The sequence below is a fragment of the Thalassomonas sp. RHCl1 genome, from assembly GCF_947387555.1.
Classification (GTDB): Bacteria; Pseudomonadota; Gammaproteobacteria; order Enterobacterales; family Alteromonadaceae; genus Thalassomonas.
In genome coordinates, this window is sequence record NZ_CANDNZ010000002.1 from 556,592 (window position 1) to 575,512 (window position 18,921).

15 protein-coding genes are annotated in these 18,921 nt (G+C 45.5%); 8 read left to right on the plus strand and 7 right to left on the minus strand.

Annotated features, from left to right (window positions below; all coding sequences use genetic code 11):
* Window positions 1-349: 349 nt before the first annotated feature.
* Window positions 350-1,603 carry an AAA family ATPase gene (locus tag QL234_RS08375; RefSeq protein WP_281557372.1) on the minus strand — a complete coding sequence of 418 codons (1,254 nt, stop codon included), beginning with the start codon at window positions 1,601-1,603 and terminating at the stop codon, window positions 350-352.
* Between the two features lie 812 nt (window positions 1,604-2,415).
* On the opposite strand from QL234_RS08375, the gene QL234_RS08380 reads away from it, so the two are divergent.
* The 3 genes from QL234_RS08380 to QL234_RS08390 all read left to right on the plus strand — a co-directional run bounded on the left by QL234_RS08380 (window position 2,416) and on the right by QL234_RS08390 (window position 4,431).
* On the plus strand, window positions 2,416-2,733 hold the full coding sequence (locus tag QL234_RS08380) for a hypothetical protein (protein ID WP_281557373.1): 318 nt from the start codon (window positions 2,416-2,418) through the stop codon (window positions 2,731-2,733).
* Between the two features lie 342 nt (window positions 2,734-3,075).
* Window positions 3,076-3,330 (plus strand): hypothetical protein, encoded by a 255-nt coding sequence (locus QL234_RS08385; protein ID WP_281557374.1) that lies wholly within the window; start codon window positions 3,076-3,078, stop codon window positions 3,328-3,330.
* A gap of 630 nt (window positions 3,331-3,960) precedes the next feature.
* Window positions 3,961-4,431 (plus strand): low molecular weight protein-tyrosine-phosphatase, encoded by a 471-nt coding sequence (locus QL234_RS08390; RefSeq protein ID WP_281557375.1) that lies wholly within the window; start codon window positions 3,961-3,963, stop codon window positions 4,429-4,431.
* Window positions 4,432-4,645: 214 nt separating this feature from the next.
* Here QL234_RS08390 and QL234_RS08395 read toward each other — a convergent pair whose 3' ends face one another.
* Both QL234_RS08395 and QL234_RS08400 read right to left on the minus strand, forming a co-directional pair.
* Entirely contained in the window at window positions 4,646-5,698 is a 1,053-nt protein-coding gene (locus QL234_RS08395; protein ID WP_281557376.1) for a 3-deoxy-7-phosphoheptulonate synthase, read from the minus strand.
* Between the two features lie 190 nt (window positions 5,699-5,888).
* A complete protein-coding gene (locus tag QL234_RS08400; protein ID WP_281557377.1) occupies window positions 5,889-6,698 on the minus strand; it encodes a pyruvate, water dikinase regulatory protein in 810 nt (269 codons plus the stop codon).
* A 129-nt stretch (window positions 6,699-6,827) separates the two neighbouring features.
* Here QL234_RS08400 and ppsA point away from each other — a divergent pair, with 129 nt between their 5' ends.
* The 3 genes from ppsA to QL234_RS08415 all read left to right on the plus strand — a co-directional run bounded on the left by ppsA (window position 6,828) and on the right by QL234_RS08415 (window position 13,417).
* Window positions 6,828-9,203, plus strand: a complete 2,376-nt coding sequence (gene ppsA / locus QL234_RS08405; RefSeq protein WP_281557378.1) for a phosphoenolpyruvate synthase — start codon at window positions 6,828-6,830, stop codon at window positions 9,201-9,203.
* A 210-nt stretch (window positions 9,204-9,413) separates the two neighbouring features.
* Complete coding sequence (locus QL234_RS08410) at window positions 9,414-12,488, plus strand: FAD-binding and (Fe-S)-binding domain-containing protein (RefSeq protein WP_281557779.1); 3,075 nt, start codon at window positions 9,414-9,416, stop codon at window positions 12,486-12,488.
* A gap of 221 nt (window positions 12,489-12,709) precedes the next feature.
* Window positions 12,710-13,417, plus strand: coding sequence for a transporter substrate-binding domain-containing protein (locus QL234_RS08415; protein WP_281557379.1), 708 nt, complete (start codon window positions 12,710-12,712; stop codon window positions 13,415-13,417).
* Window positions 13,418-13,481: 64 nt separating this feature from the next.
* Here QL234_RS08415 and QL234_RS08420 read toward each other — a convergent pair whose 3' ends face one another.
* On the minus strand, window positions 13,482-13,790 hold the full coding sequence (locus QL234_RS08420) for a cytochrome c (protein WP_281557380.1): 309 nt from the start codon (window positions 13,788-13,790) through the stop codon (window positions 13,482-13,484).
* Window positions 13,791-14,075: 285 nt separating this feature from the next.
* Here QL234_RS08420 and QL234_RS08425 point away from each other — a divergent pair, with 285 nt between their 5' ends.
* Both QL234_RS08425 and QL234_RS08430 read left to right on the plus strand, forming a co-directional pair.
* Entirely contained in the window at window positions 14,076-14,987 is a 912-nt protein-coding gene (locus QL234_RS08425; protein WP_281557381.1) for a hypothetical protein, read from the plus strand.
* A gap of 537 nt (window positions 14,988-15,524) precedes the next feature.
* Window positions 15,525-16,940 (plus strand): endonuclease, encoded by a 1,416-nt coding sequence (locus QL234_RS08430; RefSeq protein ID WP_281557382.1) that lies wholly within the window; start codon window positions 15,525-15,527, stop codon window positions 16,938-16,940.
* Between the two features lie 196 nt (window positions 16,941-17,136).
* Here QL234_RS08430 and QL234_RS08435 read toward each other — a convergent pair whose 3' ends face one another.
* From QL234_RS08435 to QL234_RS08445, 3 genes are all read right to left on the minus strand, one after another.
* Window positions 17,137-17,502, minus strand: a complete 366-nt coding sequence (locus QL234_RS08435; RefSeq protein ID WP_281557383.1) for a hypothetical protein — start codon at window positions 17,500-17,502, stop codon at window positions 17,137-17,139.
* A 485-nt stretch (window positions 17,503-17,987) separates the two neighbouring features.
* Complete coding sequence (locus tag QL234_RS08440) at window positions 17,988-18,212, minus strand: hypothetical protein (protein WP_281557787.1); 225 nt, start codon at window positions 18,210-18,212, stop codon at window positions 17,988-17,990.
* Window positions 18,213-18,509: 297 nt separating this feature from the next.
* Entirely contained in the window at window positions 18,510-18,875 is a 366-nt protein-coding gene (locus tag QL234_RS08445) for a hypothetical protein (protein ID WP_281557384.1), read from the minus strand.
* Window positions 18,876-18,921 lie beyond the last annotated feature (46 nt).

Here is an 18,921-nt window from a genome sequence, read left to right on the forward strand (position 1 = left end):
TCATATGGATGCAGGTGTATTGTAGAAACGAACTAGCTGGCGCTATCAATTAGGACGTGTTGATCTTTTAAAAAGGAGTTTTGAATAGCATGGTGAAACGTTATAATTAATTTCGTTAGAAAATGACAAAGCTGGACAGCTTTTCACATTTACCAAGGTTTGGGTGTCCAAGCTTGGTCTATTAGACCGCTTTTGCCACTGAGCGGTCATTAACGTCAGAGCTGTGACTATTTATTTAGATGAGATTTTGTATCGATAACGCCTTACTAAGCTTTGAGTAAAAGTGTGCCATAATGAAGCGAAGTCGGCACACGTTTACGAATCAAATTTAAGCAACTGGTTAGATTTTTTAATTTAGCTTAAACATTTTTTTACGGACAATTTCAGTTTCATCATCTTTATGCAACATAATTCTAATACACATTAAATAGCGCGGATCCGTTAAAGTGTATGATTTAGAATGTGCAACTTTTTTAAGGACTGGTTTTTCACCTTTAGCCAAGTGAGATAGAACCTGCCCGATCCCTGAATTACTTTCAGGAGCGTTGTTTGGAAATTCTTTTGCTATTTGTTCACCAACTATAGTTGTGTTCACTTGGTGATTTGAAATTTTTCCTAAAGCATAGATAACTTGGTTTCTTCTTCCACTAACAGTTTCGTCAGCATTTAAATGTTTCTCTAAAACGGAATAGTTTTCACGCAAGCCTTTTTTTAGCCAATTTTGATCAGCTAGATCTAACATGGAAGGTTTATATTCCCAGCGGTTATCTTCGATAAGATACGAGAGACCTTCACAGTATTCATGCAATCTTTGTGGTACACCAAGAGTTATATCAAATATGTGTTGTGCTAACCTTTTTAATTGCGTATCGCCAATATTAACTCTCAAAAGATCTTGAAAGCCTTTCTCGGAAAATGTCTGTACTTGGCCTGGAAATAAACCTGCAACTCTTGATATTTCCTCTATTCTATTACCAACTGACGCTGGGTTTTTAGCTGATGAAAAATATTCCAGTACTTGATTAGGAACACCTACAATTAGAAATTTTACATTGTATTGAGAGTAACGAGAATCATCTAAAAGTATTATGATATCACACAGTTCACTCATTAGATCCTCATTTTTAAAAATGGTTTCCACATTATCAAAAACTATTACTACAGGTTTACTGTTAGTGTTTGAGCTGAGTGACTTAAAAGATTCAATTAATTTATCTTCCTGCTTTATTTCATAATTACCTTGATGAGCTAATTCAGCTGTACCAACAGCTTTGATGCCTGCCTTTTTAGTTTCTGAATAGGACGATTTTTGAACTGAACCATTTTTTACACATACTGAATAAATCTCATCTACAATTGACTTCTTTATGGAAGCACTAGCACAATTAGCAACAACGTAATCAATTTCATGCTCAGAAAATACTCTCTTATACAACCATGACTTACCATTACCGCTCTCTCCGAAAAGAAATGAGTGCATACTACCTCGAATCGAACGGATTAACTCTTTTTCCAGCGATTCTCTCACAATATACATGTTCTTATTTACATCTGAACTTCGAGGTGTAAATACATCATTAATACTTTTTCTTTTTCCAAACATGAATTTTCCTATGAACCCAATAAAGATCTAACAGTATATTACGTAGACGCTTCAGTAACACCATCTACTTATTTACATTACAACTTACCGTAAAGCTCTTTTATTTCAACCCCTTATTTCACACATTCAAAACTGGTTATAAAAAGGTGAATATTACTGAGCGTTCTCTACAATATGAAACACCTGCTGAAAGATTTAACCAGTGTGTTGCGCTCATAGATTGAACTCAAGGCACTAACCGGGCATATTATTATAATCATGTGGTGGGCGGCAGGAACAAAGGAAAATTTAAAGCCAAGTATTAGCCTGCTCTCACTTTATCTGTATAACAAGTTGCAGAACTTACTTATTGTTTTTAAAGCTGATTGTTAAAGAGGAATGTGGTCAGTTATTCCCCCAATGCTCCCGCCAAAAACACTTCGAACACTGTAGATTTATATAGTGTTTTGTACTATACCTTAAAGGGTTAAACAACGATTCATCAACAACCAGAGGAGGTGTTTTCTTGCCTGTAAATAGTTAATAAAGAGCAATTGTTTAACCGGCAAAGCGCCGGGTAGCAATTAAGCGCTACCCCTGAGTGTTGGAGCACTCAGCGGCAGCTAACCAAAACAGATACTACTGTACAGAGGTATCCATTATGGCTAACCCTAATGATATGCCAGAGTTTCACTCGGTTAAAGTTTCTTTAACAGAAAATATACCACCCCTCCAATACCCGCCAACAACGCATACCGCGAAGGTAACCAATACCTGTAGTAGCGAATGGGCCAATGTTTGTGTGCGGTTAACACTGATGGGAGGGCGGTATTATGCATGAATCACATTCCACCTCACCTTCCACCTCGAAAGAGGCCATGCAGGATGCTTCCCTTGATCAGGAGGTAACCATTGAGCAGTGGTCGAGTGATTTTCTCGATCTTTGCGATGATTTTTGTCAATTCAGCCAGGAATGCGCTTTTCTCTCTGATGCATTCGCTGCGGTTGCACAAGAGCCTGAGTGCATCACGCCAGATACCAGCGAAGGTATAAGGCATGTAAACTTTTGGCTTAAATACCAGGTCATAGGTTATCGGGAGAAAATAAACCGGCTGCACGATGGCTGGAAAGTTCTCAAGCGTAAACAATAAGGTGAAATAAGTTTTATACAAAATAAGCCGGGTGGGTTTATCAAGAGCATGGCTGAGCTATGCTAAAATTTATCCGGTTTTATCCCCTAACGAGCCGTCGAACAGTCTGGAACTTCCACAAACTAATTTTTGTTAACACGTTTCCCTCTAACTCTGTTTTATTTTTGATGTCCAGTTCTGTTTATGTTTAGTTTTTTGGCTGCCCAGCTTATGTCCCTGAATCACCCAGAAATCTCGTTACTTTGTTCATAAAATATACTTGACACCCATGATTGTTAACTATATGTTTACATTTGGTAACAAGCGGATACTTGTGTAATTAATAATTAGGGAAATAAACATATGAAAATCAGCATAATTTCGACTTTATCAGCACTAGCTTTAGGGGCAAGTATTAGTATGGCTGCCTTACCTGTCCAAGCAACAGCAACAGCAACAGCAACAGCAACAGCAGCAACAGAATGGTGGATAGTAACTTGCTTCAATAGGAGTGGAGGCATTATTTTTCTTCAAGACTATAAGAATTACTCTGATGCAACACAAGCCGCAAGCTACTGCACCTCTATAGGTGGCTCATGGCACATTACTCCTGTCTGATAATTGTTCCGGTAATTAACGGTTCCTATAAAAGGGAAGCACTAACAATAAAATGCTTTCCTTTAATCACAGCAAGTTTGGACTTCTCTTACTTCTGAGTCCCGGATAGGTCTTTATGTTTTTCTTGTAAGCATATGTCCAGCCAGAAATAGCAATAGCTTTCACTATAGAATTTTTACCAGAGCCGTTTTCACTGTAAACGTCCGCTGAACAGCGCCTGGCTAATTAGCCAAAGGACTTGTTTTCTATTTCCTTAGCGCCTTGATCCGATTCGATAGCTTTTTCCAATTCTGTAATATCACTCTCAGAAACAAAATTCGGGACATCCACAAATTAATCCCCTTAATATAGATACTGCAGCACTTATAGGGTTACCCATTGATAATGCCTTTGAAATCAGGATTGCAAATAACAAGTTAGTCAAGTGGAGATAACTGATGAATATGGGGAAATTTTACTCTTCCATCATTCTTTATTTGACAGATAACAAGTTATACTTTACCTAGAGGGGAAAAAGTATCAGAATAGTCGCGATTAATCCCCTGGCCGCTTGTATAAGCTATTGATTGTATTCGGGGTGTCTCATGCGGGGATTGCATGGAAGTAACAAATAAATATGGAGTTAAATGTATGAACTATAACGAAATAAGCAGCATTTTATTTATTTGCATGGGCAATATCTGTCGCTCTCCCAGTGCCGAAGCGGTATTCAAGCATAAAATCAAAATCTTAGGTAAAGATCTAACCGTTGATTCAGCCGGAACCGTTGGCGCGCATGCCAGGGAAAAGCCCGATCAGCGGGCGCAGAAAGCGGGGAAATTACGCGGTTATTCTTTTGATAAAATGCGCGCCCGTAAAGTTACCGAGCAGGATTTTGAAAATTTTGACTTAGTGCTGGCGATGGATAAGCAAAATGTTGCTGCGCTGGAGCGCATGGCACCCAAGCATTTGCGTCATAAAATTCAGCTGTTTTTAGATTACGCGGAAAATTATAGTGAGTCGGAAGTGCCGGATCCCTACTATGGCGGTGCTAAAGGTTTCCAGTTTGTGTTAGATCTGGTGGAAGATGCCAGCGATGGCCTGCTGATGCGAATGGACTAAGAATTCTGAAACGCTGAATATCAGATGAATAAAACCGCGATAACATTATTTGTTATCGCGGTTTTTTATGTTCAGGATGAACGGTCAACTTACATGTTCCAGACGTAAGTTAAGTACCTACAGTCCCTGTAAGTAATGCTGCAATGACACGGATGCCAGGGAGCAGCAATGTTCTGAATGACAGGGAACAGTATGATAAAACCAGATTTATCCCTTAGCCTTTGCGATGCTCAACCGCTCCAGCCAGTATTTCCAGCAACTCTTCACTGGTGTTTAAATCAATACAGGCATCGGTAATGCTTTGCCCATAGGTTAAAGGCTGGTCGATAACTACCGACTGTTTGCCTTCTACGATAAAGCTTTCCACCATAACACCGAAAATCGTGTTATTTCCCTGTTTTACCTGCTCAGCCAGGGACTGGGCGACATGGATCTGGCGGTTATGATCTTTATTGCTGTTGCCGTGGCTGCAATCAACCATGATCCTTTGCGGCAAACCGGCGCCGTCTAAGGTATCGCAAGCGGCGTTGATGTCGGCTTCATGGTAATTAGGTGCTTTACCACCGCGTAAAATTACATGGGCATGTGGATTGCCGTGGGTTTGGTAGATACACATCTGCCCGCTTTTATCGGGAGAATAAAGCACATGCGGTACGCTGGAAGCCTTGATGGCATCCACAGCGATTTTGACATTGCCGTCGGTGCCGTTTTTAAAACCTACCGGGCAAGACAGGGCAGAGGCCAATTCTCTGTGTACCTGGCTTTCTGTGGTTCTGGCACCGATAGCGCCCCAGGCGATCAGATCGGAAATATACTGACCGGTCACCATATCTAAAAATTCGGTGCCGGCGGGCAAGCCCATTTGGTTGATACTAACCAAAAGGTTGCGGGCAAGGTTTAAGCCTTTGGCAACTTTGAAAGACTTATCCAGGTCCGGATCGCTGATCAGGCCTTTCCAGCCCACGGTAGTGCGGGGCTTTTCAAAGTAAACCCGCATGACGATCAGCAGGTTATCCCGGTATTTGTCATGGAGGGTTTTGAGTTTCTCGGCGTATTCAATCGCAGCCACTGGATCATGAATCGAGCAGGGGCCGATAATTACCAGCAGGCGGTCATCTTCACCGTTGATAATGGCTTCAATTTCCTTTCGGCTGTTTAGAATAAAGTCGGCGTCTTTCGGGCTTAGGGGGATCTGCCGGGCAAGTTCGGCAGGGGACACTAAATTTTCAATCAGTGTCGTGCGTAATTCGTCTGTTTTGATGGTCATAGCGTGTCTACAGCATGAGAAAATTGCACCTTTTTGCGGTGCAATATATATATGGGGCTAACATAGCTAAATAAGCCGGGGAAGGGAACCGCTTTATCAGGAATTTTAGCGAAAACTGGAACTTTTTTGATATAAAGCGCCTGAAACCCTATAACTGAACGTTATATAAGCGATTCCGGGGAAAAACAGCCTAGTATTTATGCCGTTGTAATCCGGTGGCAGAAAGTATTTTCGCGGTGATTTCTTCTACCGATAATTTGGTGGTATTTAGAAAGGGAATTTTCTCTTTTTTATAGAGTTTTTCCACTTCACGGATTTCCATGCGGCATTGGCGGGCGGAGGCATATTTGCTGTTGGCCATACGGCCATCGCGAATTTCCATCAGCCGCTGGGGATCTATGGTCAGGCCGAACAGCTTGTTTTTGTTTTTCTTGAGAAAGTCCGGCAGTTTCAGCTCGTCCATATCGTCGTCGGTAAAGGGGTAGTTGGCGGCTTTGATCCCGTATTGCAGCGCCAGGTAAAGTGAACTTGGTGTTTTACCCGAGCGGGAAACCCCCACCAGGATGACATCGGCATGCTCATAGTTGCTGACATTGGAGCCGTCGTCATTGGCCAGGGCGTAGTTAACGGCATCGATACGGTAGTCGTAGTTGTTTTCGTGGATACTGTGGGTGCGGTGGGCCTTGGGTTTGGCCTCAAGTTGCAGCTGCTGTTCTAACGGTGCGACAAAATGTTCTAAAAAGTTATAAATAATGCCGTCACAACTGTCTATAATTTCTCTGATTTCAGGATTTACAAAGGTATGGAACACCAGCGCAGGTTCGCCGGTTCGTTTAGAGATTTTATTGATCTCCTGTTTGACCATTTCGGCTTTTTCATGTGTTTCAACAAATGGAATGGTGAAATGCTCAAATTCGGTAGGAAATAGTGATAATAAGGCATGTCCAAATACTTCCGAGGTGATCGCCGTACCGTCTGAAATATAAAAAGCTGCACGCATCTGTAACCCTTAATGAAAACTTTCAATTTGTATTTTGGTTTCTGTAGCGGGCAGTGTAGAATGTCCGGAGCTCATAATAAAGAGCTTTTCCTTAAATATCGTTAGTTATCCATAATGGAGATTATTGTTGTGCAAGAAAACGTACTTTGGTATGAAAACCTGGGCATGGGTGATGTTGACCGCGTAGGCGGCAAGAACGCATCACTTGGTGAAATGATTTCAAATCTTGCAAATGTGGGTGTGCAGGTCCCCGGTGGTTTTGCCACCACGGCTTACGCATTTAACGAATTCCTCGAACAAAGCGGACTTAATGATAAAATTTACCAGTTACTCGACACTTTAGATGTCGAAGATGTCAATGCCCTGGCCAAGTGTGGTGAAACCATACGCCAGTGGATTATCGACACGCCTTTTCTTCCACAAATGCAGCATGATATCGAACAGGCTTACGGCCAGCTTGCCGCCGGTTTTGATGACGATGCCTCTTTTGCGGTACGCTCTTCCGCCACCGCCGAAGATATGCCCGATGCTTCTTTTGCCGGGCAGCAGGAAACCTTCCTGAACGTACGTGGCCTGGAAGCCGTGATGGTGGCGATCAAGCACGTATTTGCTTCTCTGTTTAACGACCGCGCCATTTCCTACCGGGTGCACCAGGGTTATGATCACCGCGGTGTCGCGCTTTCTGCCGGTATTCAGCGCATGGTGCGCAGCGATATCTCCTCTTCCGGGGTCATGTTCTCTATCGATACCGAGTCAGGTTTTGAAGACGTGGTCTTTATCACTTCCAGCTACGGCCTGGGTGAAATGGTGGTACAGGGGGCGGTTAACCCGGATGAATTCTATGTACATAAGCCAACTTTAGCCAAAGGCAAGCAAGCGGTAGTACGCCGCAATATCGGCAGCAAAGCCATTAAAATGGTGTATTCTGCCGATCAAAGCCACGGCAAGCAGGTGGAAATTGTCGATATCGAGCCTGAAGTTTCCAATCAATTCTCCCTGACTGACGATGAAGTACAAGAGCTGGCGAAACAGGCGGTGATCATCGAGCAGCACTACAAGCGTCCTATGGATATCGAATGGGCCAAAGACGGTCTGGACGGTAAGTTATACATAGTACAGGCACGTCCTGAAACGGTACGCAGCCGTGAAAATGCCAATGTAATGGAACAATTTCAGTTACAGGAAACGGCGGATGTGATTTGTGAAGGTCGCTCCATCGGCACCAAAATCGGCAGCGGTGAAGCAAAAGTATTGGCATCCTTGGCAGAAATGGACAAGATCCAGCCGGGTGATGTACTGGTTACCGATATGACAGATCCCGACTGGGAGCCTATCATGAAGCGTGCTTCTGCCATTGTTACCAACCGTGGCGGCCGTACTTGTCACGCCGCGATCATTGCCCGTGAAATGGGTATTCCGGCTGTTGTTGGCTGTGGCGATGCCACCAGTAAAATCAAAGCCGGTGATGCCATCACCGTTTCTTGCGCCGAAGGGGATACCGGTTATATCTACGAGGGTAAGCTGGAATATAAGGTAACTACATCTCAAGTAGATCAAATGCCTGAGCTGCCGCTGAAAATCATGATGAACGTGGGTAACCCTGACCGGGCTTTTGCCTTTGCCAAGTTGCCTCATGCCGGTATCGGCCTGGCGCGTTTGGAGTTTATCATCAATAAGATGATAGGCGTGCATCCTAAGGCGCTGATCAATTATGACAGCCAGAGTGCAGATCTACGGGAAGAGATCGATGATATCATCGCCGGTTATGAAAGCCCGGTGGAATTTTATATCGCCAAACTGACCGAAGGTATCGCCACTTTGGCGGCGGCTTATTCGCCGGAGAAAGTCATTGTCCGTATGTCTGACTTTAAGTCCAACGAATATGCCAACCTGGTGGGCGGTGAAGAGTTTGAACCGGATGAAGAAAATCCGATGATCGGCTACCGCGGTGCATCCCGTTATATCTCGAAAGATTTCCGCGAATGTTTTGCCCTTGAATGTGAAGCCATCAAGCGGGTACGCAACGACATGGGACTGACCAATGTTGAGGTGATGATCCCGTTTGTGCGTACCTTGGACGAAGCGAAAGCGGTTATCGACATCCTGGCGGAGCACGGCTTAAAACGCGGTGAAAACGGCCTTAGGGTGATCATGATGTGCGAATTGCCATCCAATGCCTTGTTGGCGGACCAGTTCCTGGATCATTTCGATGGTTTCTCCATCGGCTCTAACGATTTAACCCAGTTGACCTTAGGCCTTGACCGGGATTCCGGTTTGATCGCTCACTTGTTTGACGAGCGCGACCCTGCCATTAAAATTCTGCTGGAAATGGCCATTAAAGCCTGTAAGGCCAGAGGCAAGTATGTAGGTATTTGTGGTCAGGGACCGTCGGATCATGCCGACTTTGCCGCCTGGTTGGTAGAGCAGGGCATCGACAGCGTGTCGTTGAACCCGGATACGGTATTGCCGACCTGGTTATACCTGGCGGAGCAACACGGCAAGTAAATTTGCCGCTGATTTTTTGTGATAAAGGCTGCGTCACATAAGTTGCGCAGCCAGTGAAAAGGCCCGATAATTTTACCTTTGCCGAGCACATGACCCGGCAAAGGATAAAATTTCCGGGCTTTTTGTTTTCTGGGTGTTTAGCAGATGTTTTTTGCTGTCGCCATGATATACTGCACGACCTCTAATGTTGTCAGCAGAAATTTATCTTTTATGTTACCCCGGCTAGATCATCAAGACCTTGTTTCTCCTTTATTTCAAGAATTTGCCCAGTTACTTTCCGAGCAGCCTTTTACCGGCGATATCAATTGCCAGTACAGTGCCCGGCTCGCGGTAGCCACAGATAACAGTGTTTACCAGCAATTGCCTCAGCTGGTGCTGCATCCGCGCAGCAAACAGGATATTCAACTGATTGCCCGTTTGGCGGGCGAGAGCCGTTTTGACAGCATAAAATTTAGCGCCAGAGGCGGCGGCACAGGCACCAATGGCCAGAGTTTAACGCCGGGGATCGTGGTGGACTTATCCAAGTACATGAACCGTATCCTGGAAATTAATGTTGAAGAGAACTGGGTGCGGGTGGAAGCCGGCGTGGTGAAAGATCAGCTTAATGATTACCTGCGCCCCCATGGCTTTTTCTTCTCGCCTGATTTATCCACCAGTAACCGCGCCACGGTGGGGGGCATGATCAATACTGATGCTTCCGGGCAGGGGTCCCTGGTTTACGGGAAAACTTCAGATCACGTTTTGGGGTTGGAATCTGTACTTGCTAATGGTGATTTGATCACCACTGAGCCTATGGCGTTGAGCGAAGCCGAACAGCTGGCACAACAAGACTCCAGCTTGGGACGTATCACCAAAGCGGTACTGGCTTCTTGCCGGGATAACCGGGAATTGATATTAGAGAAATTCCCGCGTCTGAACCGCTTTTTAACCGGTTATGACTTAGAGCATGTTTTTAACGATGATTTAACCCGGTTTGATTTAACGCGTTTGATCACCGGCTCGGAAGGCTCGCTGGCTTTTGTCTGTGAAGCCAAGCTGAACTTAACCAAGATAGCACCGGCAAAGACGTTAATTAATATCAAATACGACAGTTTCGACTCGGCGCTGCGCCATTCCCCGAGTCTGGTAAAAGCCAAAGCTACCTCGGTGGAAACCATAGATTCCAAGGTGTTAAACCTTGCCCGTGAAGATATTATCTGGCACAGCGTCAGCGATTTGATCACCGACGTGCCGGGTAAAGTCATGGACGGCATCAATATGGTGGAATATAACGGCGAAAGCGTTGAGGCCCTGGCGGCCCAGGTGAAAGGGTTAACCGATCAGCTTGATCTGGATATCCAGGGGGATAACGGCGTGATTGGCTACCAGGTCACCTCAGATCTTGGCAGCATCAATAAGCTTTATGCCATGCGTAAAAAATCCGTCGGTTTGCTTGGCAACACCGAAGGCAGCCAAAAGCCATTGGCCTTTGCCGAAGATACTGCGGTGCCGCCGGAAAACCTGGCGGACTTTATCGCCGAATTCCGTACTTTACTGGACGGCCACGGCCTGCATTACGGCATGTTTGGTCATGTCGATGCCGGTGTTTTACACGTGCGCCCGGCGCTGGATATGTGCGATCCCGAGCAGGAAGTGCTGCTGCGGGAAATTTCCGACCAGGTGGTGGCATTAACCGCTAAATATGGCGGCCTGATGTGGGGCGAGCACGGTAAAGGTTACCGCAGCGAATACGGCCCGCAGTTTTTTGGCGAGCAGCTGTTTGGGGAGCTTAGAAAAATAAAAACCGCCTTTGACCCGTTAAACAAGATGAACCCGGGCAAGATTTGTACGCCGCTGGAGTCTACGGAATCCCTGGTGTCGGTAGACGGGCAAAAGCGCGGTTATTTCGATCGGCAAATTCCGGTGCAGGTTAAAGACTCTTTTAATTCCGCCCTTGACTGTAACGGTAACGGTTTATGTTTTAACTACGATGTTAACAGCCCTATGTGTCCGTCAAGCAAGGTGACCCGGGATCGCCGCCATTCCCCTAAAGGGCGAGCCGGTTTGATGCGCGAGTGGCTGCGCCTGGTGGAAAATAAAGGTGTCGATATCCTTGCACTGGAAGAGAACATCAACGGCTGGTCGGTAAAACGCCTGCTGGATAAGGTGAAAACCCGTTTTAGCAATGATAACAGCCAGGACTTCTCCCATGAGGTGATGGAGGCGATGTCCGGCTGTTTGGCCTGTAAAGCCTGTGCCAGCCAGTGTCCGATTAAAGTGGATGTGCCTGATTTTCGCGCCCGTTTTATCAATCTTTATTATTCGCGCTATATGCGGCCGTTAAAAGATCACCTGGTGGCCAATGTTGAACTACTGGCCCCTGTGATGGCCAAAGCGCCTAAGCTGGTGAACAAGGTGCTAAGCTCTAAGGTTTATGACAAGCTTTCTGCCAAAACCATAGGTTATGTCGATACGCCGTTATTGTCGGTACCGACGCTGCAGCAAAGGGTGAGTGACGCCGGATATCCGGAATTCAACCTGCAAACCCTGCAGCAAATGCCGCTTGAACGGCGTCAGCAGTATGTGCTGATAGTGCAGGATCCCTTTACTTCGTTTTATGATGCCACTGCGGTGGAGGCGCTGATGAAGCTCAGTGCTAAACTTGGTTTCACGCCCATTTTGGTGCCTTTTAAACCGAATGGTAAACCTCAGCATGTTAAAGGTTTCTTGTCCCGTTTTGCTAAAACAGCCGGAAGTGCCGCCGAATTTTTAAACCAGCTGCAGCAACTGGAAATTCCTATGCTGGGCTTAGATGCTTCTCTGGTGCTGTGTTACCGCGATGAATATCAGCAGGTACTGGGGGATAAGCGCGGTGATTTCGAGGTGCTGCTGGCCCATGAGTGGCTGACTGGCCTGCTGGAAAAAGGGCAATTAGCTCAGATGGCAAGTGTAAAAGGCAATGGCGGCTCAACGGATAAAGTGAGCTACAAGCTCTTTGCTCATTGCACCGAGAAAACCGCTTTAGCCAAAAGCGAGGATCAATGGGTGACCTTGTTTAACCATTTTGATCAGAAATTGGAAAAAATTGCCGTCGGCTGTTGTGGCATGGCGGGCACTTATGGCCATGAAAAGAGCAATCTGGACAATTCCAAAGCCTTGTTTGAGATGAGCTGGCAGCCAAAACTTGAGCCGCTTGCTAAAGAGCAGGTACTGGCTACCGGTTTTTCCTGTCGCAGCCAGGTAAAACGTTTGGGCAATATCAAACCTCGCCATCCGGTAGAAGCCTTGCTGTCTGTGCTTGGCTGATAAGCTGTTTTTTATCTGAAAGTGTAAGTCTGATCCGCCCATTTTCTCTTGTTTAGTGCAGGGAAATGGGCTCAGGCGTTATCATTAAATACCCTAACCTGTGTTGAAACACTGTTTGTGACCGGGGCAACAGCTACAGGTGCTCGCTTGTTATTGTGCTGACTTGATTTCTCTTGTTATGCGCTTATGCTGTTTACACTGACAATTATTTTGGTTGTTAAGTGAATTATTTCTTGTCTCTGCTTTTTGCTTTTCAGTTTTTCTGTGCCGCTCAAGCGCAGCAGCTGGAAGTTGTCACCGATCATTGGCCGCCGTTTATTGTCGATAGTCAACCTGTCTCAGGTACTGTTACCCGCAAAGTCCGGAAAATACTCGATTATGCCGGGCTTGATTACCAGATAAAGCTCTATCCCTGGGCGCGCAGTTATTACCTGGGCATGACCAAACCCAATGTCCTGATATATTCTATTTTCAGGACAAAATCACGGGAGCCTCATTTCCACTGGTTTTGCCCGGTAAATGAAGGTGTCACCATTAACCTATATAAACTTAAGGGCAATACCAGAAATATAGATTCATTAGCCGCGGTCAGGAACGTGCTTATTGGCGTGATGCGTGATGATCACAACCATAGTTATTTAGTGCAGCAAGGTTTTATTGAGGGGGTTAACCTGGACATTTCCGCCGATGAACAGATTAATTTAAGGAAACTGTTCAATGGCCGCGTTGATGCTGTCGGTCTGGCCCAGGAGTCGTTAGAACATCGCCTTGCAATGCTCGGTTATTCCAAAGACCAGGTAGTTAAAGGCATGACTTTGCATATTCCGGCTGTTACTAAACACTGTATGGCACTAAGTGTAGGCTCGGATCAGGTAATCATTGAAAAAATCAGTGCGGGATTTCGCCGTTGGCTGGATGAGCAAAAGTAAGTGTTATTGCTGAAAACAGCCTTGCAAAAAGTGCTGGAGAGCTTTAAACAAGGCTGCAGCTTAGTTATTTGACGTTAGCCAGGTAGTCGGCAATCGCGGCCATATCGCTTTCAGATACCGCAGCCATCATAGGTTTCATTGTCATTGACAAGCCATTGTTTCTTTTGCCACTTTTTATATCTTTCATTTGATTGAGCAAATAGGTGGCACTTTGGCCGTTCAGTTTGGGGTACATAGGGGCTATGGGGGCTTTTCCTTCCGCACCATGGCAGGTTTGGCAGAGCTTTTGTGTGTATAAAGCCTTGCCGTCTGCCGCATTGGCTGTTGCCATAAAGCTGAGGGGAATCGTAAGCGCTAATATGTATTTTTTCATTTATTATCCTTAATTTATCTTTGTTATATTTTTAGTGCGATTAGCATTGGATTGCCGTTAAATACAGTATCAAAACTTAGTGTATGAGTTCAATGGCAAAGCGTTAATGGTTAATAGCTCACTGGCTATCTAATTGTGACAGGACAAAGCTGCTGCCAACTTTTAACGTAAATACTTGTTGCTTTAACGCAAATTGTCCCCCGGGAAAACGGGCTTAGGTAGACTGGTTTTATCTTGTGAGAAAGGAAAAGGCCCGTTGTGTATTTGCCCGCGATTAAAACATTTTTGAAATTTCCCGCTAGAGCCAGGGAGCTAGCCAAAGCGAAACTTGTTGCCTGTTTATTGCTGAACCATCCCGTTTTGGCGGCAGAGCAGGATTATTTTGCTATGACACCGCCGGGTAAGACCCCGAAGATTTTTTCCTTCAACACTATTGTCCCCAAAGGCATGATGGTGGGTAATCCAACTTTTTCCGCGGACGGTAAAGAATTTTATTTTACCGAAGAGCACAGCCGAAATATCTATATGATGAAACGCTCGAACGGGCAATGGGGGACACCGGTGCGGGCCGGTTTTTCTGATTTGGGGCACAATTATGAACCCTATATCAGTCAATCGAACCAGGAGCTGTTCTTTGTTTCTACCCGTGCCCCGGGCAGCGGTAAGTATAACGGCCGTATCTGGCAGGTTAAACGCCAGCCTGATGGTAATTGGGGAGAGCCTGTGTTGGTACTTGATCGGCCGACAACAGAAGGCTTCTGGTTTCCGACATCGCCAAAGCCGGGTCTGCTATATTTTGGCGCAACCCTTAAAGACAGTTTAGGGGAAGGGGATTTTTATCAGGCAAGGCTTAACAACGGCAGCTGGCAAGTCAGTCATCTGAAGCCGCCTTTTAATACCCCGGGTTATGAATGGGATCCTCTGGTCAGTCCCGATGGCAGTTATATGATTTTTCAATCTAAGCGCCCCGGCGGCTTTGGCGGTACCGATATTTATGTCAGCTTCAGTGAGGGAAAAGATTGGGGCAAACCGGTGAATCTAGGCAGCAATATCAATACACCTGAATATGAAACGGCTGCGAAAATTACCCCGGACGGTAAATATATGTTTTACACCCTGGCGCCGGATAAAGGCAAACCGGTGATCTACTGGGTCAGTACCGGGGTGATCACCGCTTTGAAAACGCAATCCTATTAAATATTTCTGTAAACCTTCAGCCGGGTAACCGGCTGATAAATATGCCGTGGCTATCTGCTGGCACAATGTTACGGGCTAAAGCCGTAAGATTCTAATAATAGATTTTCCCCGGATAAGCACTGATGAAGTTTGGTTCATTGTCTTTTCCCGGAAGTTTTTCTTTCGGCGTAGCAGGCAACAAAATTCCTATTTTTTCGAACACTTTTTCCCTGTTATTTGTCTTTTGGCGCACTTTTTCCCATCAATTTGTCGTTTTTTTGTGATATCTGGTCGTAATTCCTACAGAAGGATGCTGACCAATCGGTAAAATACTTCATTGATTCGTAAGCGAATAATCATAAGGCAATAGGGAGAGGTATTTAAAAAGTTGTCCATGTGGTTATTTTTCCATCAAGAGGGCGGTAACTTTATATGTCATTTTAACGACATATAAAGTCGGTATATTGCTTATCCCTGACAGGAGCAGTCAGGAGTAAAGCCGAAAATCGGCTTGCGAATGCAAATAAACAATAAAAATAAAAGCGTTAAGGAAATACCATGAATAATAATAAAAAATTTGGGAAATCTTTGTGTCAGATTTCTATCCACTCTTTATGTGCCGGATTGTTATTGCCTGCCTTGGCCGTTAATGCCCAAGTGCCTCAAGGCTATTATGATAGTGCAGATAATAGCAATGCTCAGGCGTTAAGGAATTCTTTGCATCAGATCATAGATGATCACCAGAGATACCCTTATAGCAGCACGGCAACCGATACCTGGGATATTCTGGAGCAGGCGGATCAGGATCCCGACAACAGTGCGCATGTTATCGATGTTTATCTTAATGCCAGTTATATCAAACACGGCGCCGGTAACAGCGATTATAACCGCGAGCATAGCTGGCCCAAATCTTACGGTTTCCCCAAGGATCTCAGCAGCAACTACCCCTATACCGATGCCCACCATTTATTTATTGCCAACGACAGTTACAACACCAGCCGAAACGATAAACCTTATGATAACTGCACCAGCGGATGCACGGAAAAACCCACCGAATATAACAATGCCCGCGGCGGCGGCGCCGGTGAGTCCAACTGGACCGAGGGCAGCCACACCGACGGTCGCTGGCAGACCTGGAACGGCCGTCGCGGAGATGTTGCCAGGGCGCTGATGTATATGGCGGTGCGTTATGAGGGCGGTAAACACGGCATTACCGGCCATGACGAGCCGGATTTGATCCTCACCGATGATCGCAGCCTGATGGATGCTTCACAAACCAAGACCAATATTTCCGTGGCATATATGGGATTAAAGTCTGTCTTGCTGCAGTGGCATAAAGAAGATCCGGTGGATGCGTTCGAGCAGCGCCGCAATGAGGTAATTTACAGCTATCAGGGGAATCGTAATCCTTTTATTGATAATCCTGATTATGTTTCTTGTGTTTTCGAAGACATTTGCTCTGGTATTGGTGTACCGGACACGCCTGCGGCCAATGTTTGGATCAATGAAATTCATTACGATAACAGCGGCAGCGACGTTAATGAATTTGTTGAACTTGCCGGCTCTGCCAATACCGATTTAACTGGCTGGAGCCTGGTGGGCTACAACGGTAACGGTGGCGGTGTCTATAAAACCGAAAACCTCACCGGTACCTTAACCAACCAGCAGGGCGGAATGGGTACACTCAGCTTTGCTATCAGCGGTTTGCAAAATGGCAGTGCCGATGGTTTGGCGCTGGTGAATGCCGCAGGAGAAGTGGTTCAGTTTTTGAGCTATGAGGGCACTGTAACGGCAAGCTCGGGTCCGGCATCGGGTATGACCTCGACGGATATCGGTGTAGCGGAAAGCTCATCAACGCCTGCGGGTCATTCATTGCAGCTTGTTGGCAGCGGACAGGCTTATAGTGATTTTTCCTGGGCATCGGCTTCGGTTGAAACGGCGGGCAACCTCAATAATAACCAAACCTTTGAGTAAGTACTGGGCTTTTCTGACGTCTGTAAAGCGGGCGTCAGGTTTTTGTCGGGAAAGTATTTGCTTTGTCAGACAATAACATACGAATTGTCAATGCCGGGCAGTTTTTCCCCGGTCTATTGCTGAGCTTTCGTAAATATATAAAAAGGGCAAACCCAAAAGTTCGCCCCGAACACCTTAGTACAACGGGTTGTTGTGACTAGCTGCCATCTTCAAGCCAGGCGGTAGCCGATGCTGATCCCCAGCTACCGTCCTGGTAAAGCACGGTAGCGGTGGCTGTGTATGACCTGAAAGCATAAATGTCAATAGTGCAGTATGCCCCACCGGTGCCGCAGCTTGCCGCTGCGTTACCCCAGATCACCGAGCTGATAGGTTTACTGTCTGCGTCTTTAATTCTGAATACGGCGGTTGCTTTATTCGCACCCCATATCAAAGCAGAACAATGACCTGTTGTAAAATGGTCATAGGCTGGTGTATCTACATAACATTCCATAGCGGTAGCGTATGCTTGGGAAGTTGCTAAACAAGAAGCAACGAGAAGTCCTGTGGTTAATAACTTTTTCATAAATAATCCTTATAAATGAAATTACTTTGTTAATGCAGTGTTTATGATATTACGCTGCGTTAACGATGGTAGCTTTTTTGACCGATTTTGAGCAAGTGCTTTTGTACTATTTTGTTACATTTCTCATGATTATGGCTGTTCAACTGTTTTTTCTGGCATATTCTGCTTGCCACCTCTTTATTGATACCAGGAGTATATGTTTTGGAAAATTCAGGGGGCCTTTGGTTTTGAGCGGACAAGAATAACTTTGAAATGATTAAAAAGGTAGAGACGCAGTTAATGATTGTTTTGCCAAGTGGCGCGATTGACGATGATTTGGGCTTTATCCGGCCAGTCGAGGATTTCGCCGAAATCATAAGCGAGCCAAGTCTGGTCCAAATTGGCAACATGTAATACCTAGCCTTTTTCACTCAGGTCAATGCCGGTTATTAAACTGAAAGTTTTACTCGTCAGGCGGGTATATCCGGGGTTGTTCATTTGCTTGATCACCCAGTCCAGATATTGGCTACCAAAACCAGGCCTTTGAGGTTTGCCATCAGGTGCTGATGTAGTTCATGGCGATATTGGGCTAATTGCCGGGTATTTCCTGTTTTGAGCAAACCTGCGTAGCAATCGCTTGTTTCATCAAAATGGCTGTTGAGCCGCTTTTGAGCACGGGAGCCGGTGCCCCCTTGATTAACCCCATAATATTTTTCTTGTTGTGAAACCACAGATCTCCCAGGCGACAGATACTTTTTCCTTCAAATGTTACATCAAAGGAATAGAGCATAAATTCACATTTCCTTTTGGTGACGCCGCTTATAATGCCGCCAGCGGGTTATTCGCTGAAGCTTATCTGGTGTCTGTCTAGCGGGCATCCGTTATCTGCCAGGGAGGCCTTGTTTGTAGGGAATATTATGTGAGCTGGGCTTAGTGTTCTCGCTAAGCTAGCCAAGTTTAGTGCAGATATAAAAAGGGGTAAACCATCAAGTTTGCCCCGAACACTCTAGTACAACTGACTTGGCTGACTAGCGGCCATCTTCAAACGAAGCGGTAGCCGAGGCTGTACCCCAGGTACCGTCCTGATAAAGTACGGTAGCGGTGGCTGTGTATTGCCTAAAAGCATAAATGCTAACAGCGCAGCCGGTACCACCAGTGCCGCAGCTTTTTGCTGCGCCGTCCCAGATCACTGAACTTATCGGTTTACTGGCTGCGTCTTTAATTCTAAATACGGCGGTTGCTTTATTCTCACCCCATACCATGGCAAAACAAGAGCCTGTTGTATAGTGGTCATAGGCTGGTGTATCGACATAGCATTCCATAGCAGCTGCATATGCTTGAGAAGTTGCGAACGAAGACGCGACGAGTAGTCCTGCGGTTAATAACTTTTTCATAAATAATCCTTATTAATGATTTTATTATTTTTGTTAATACAGTGTA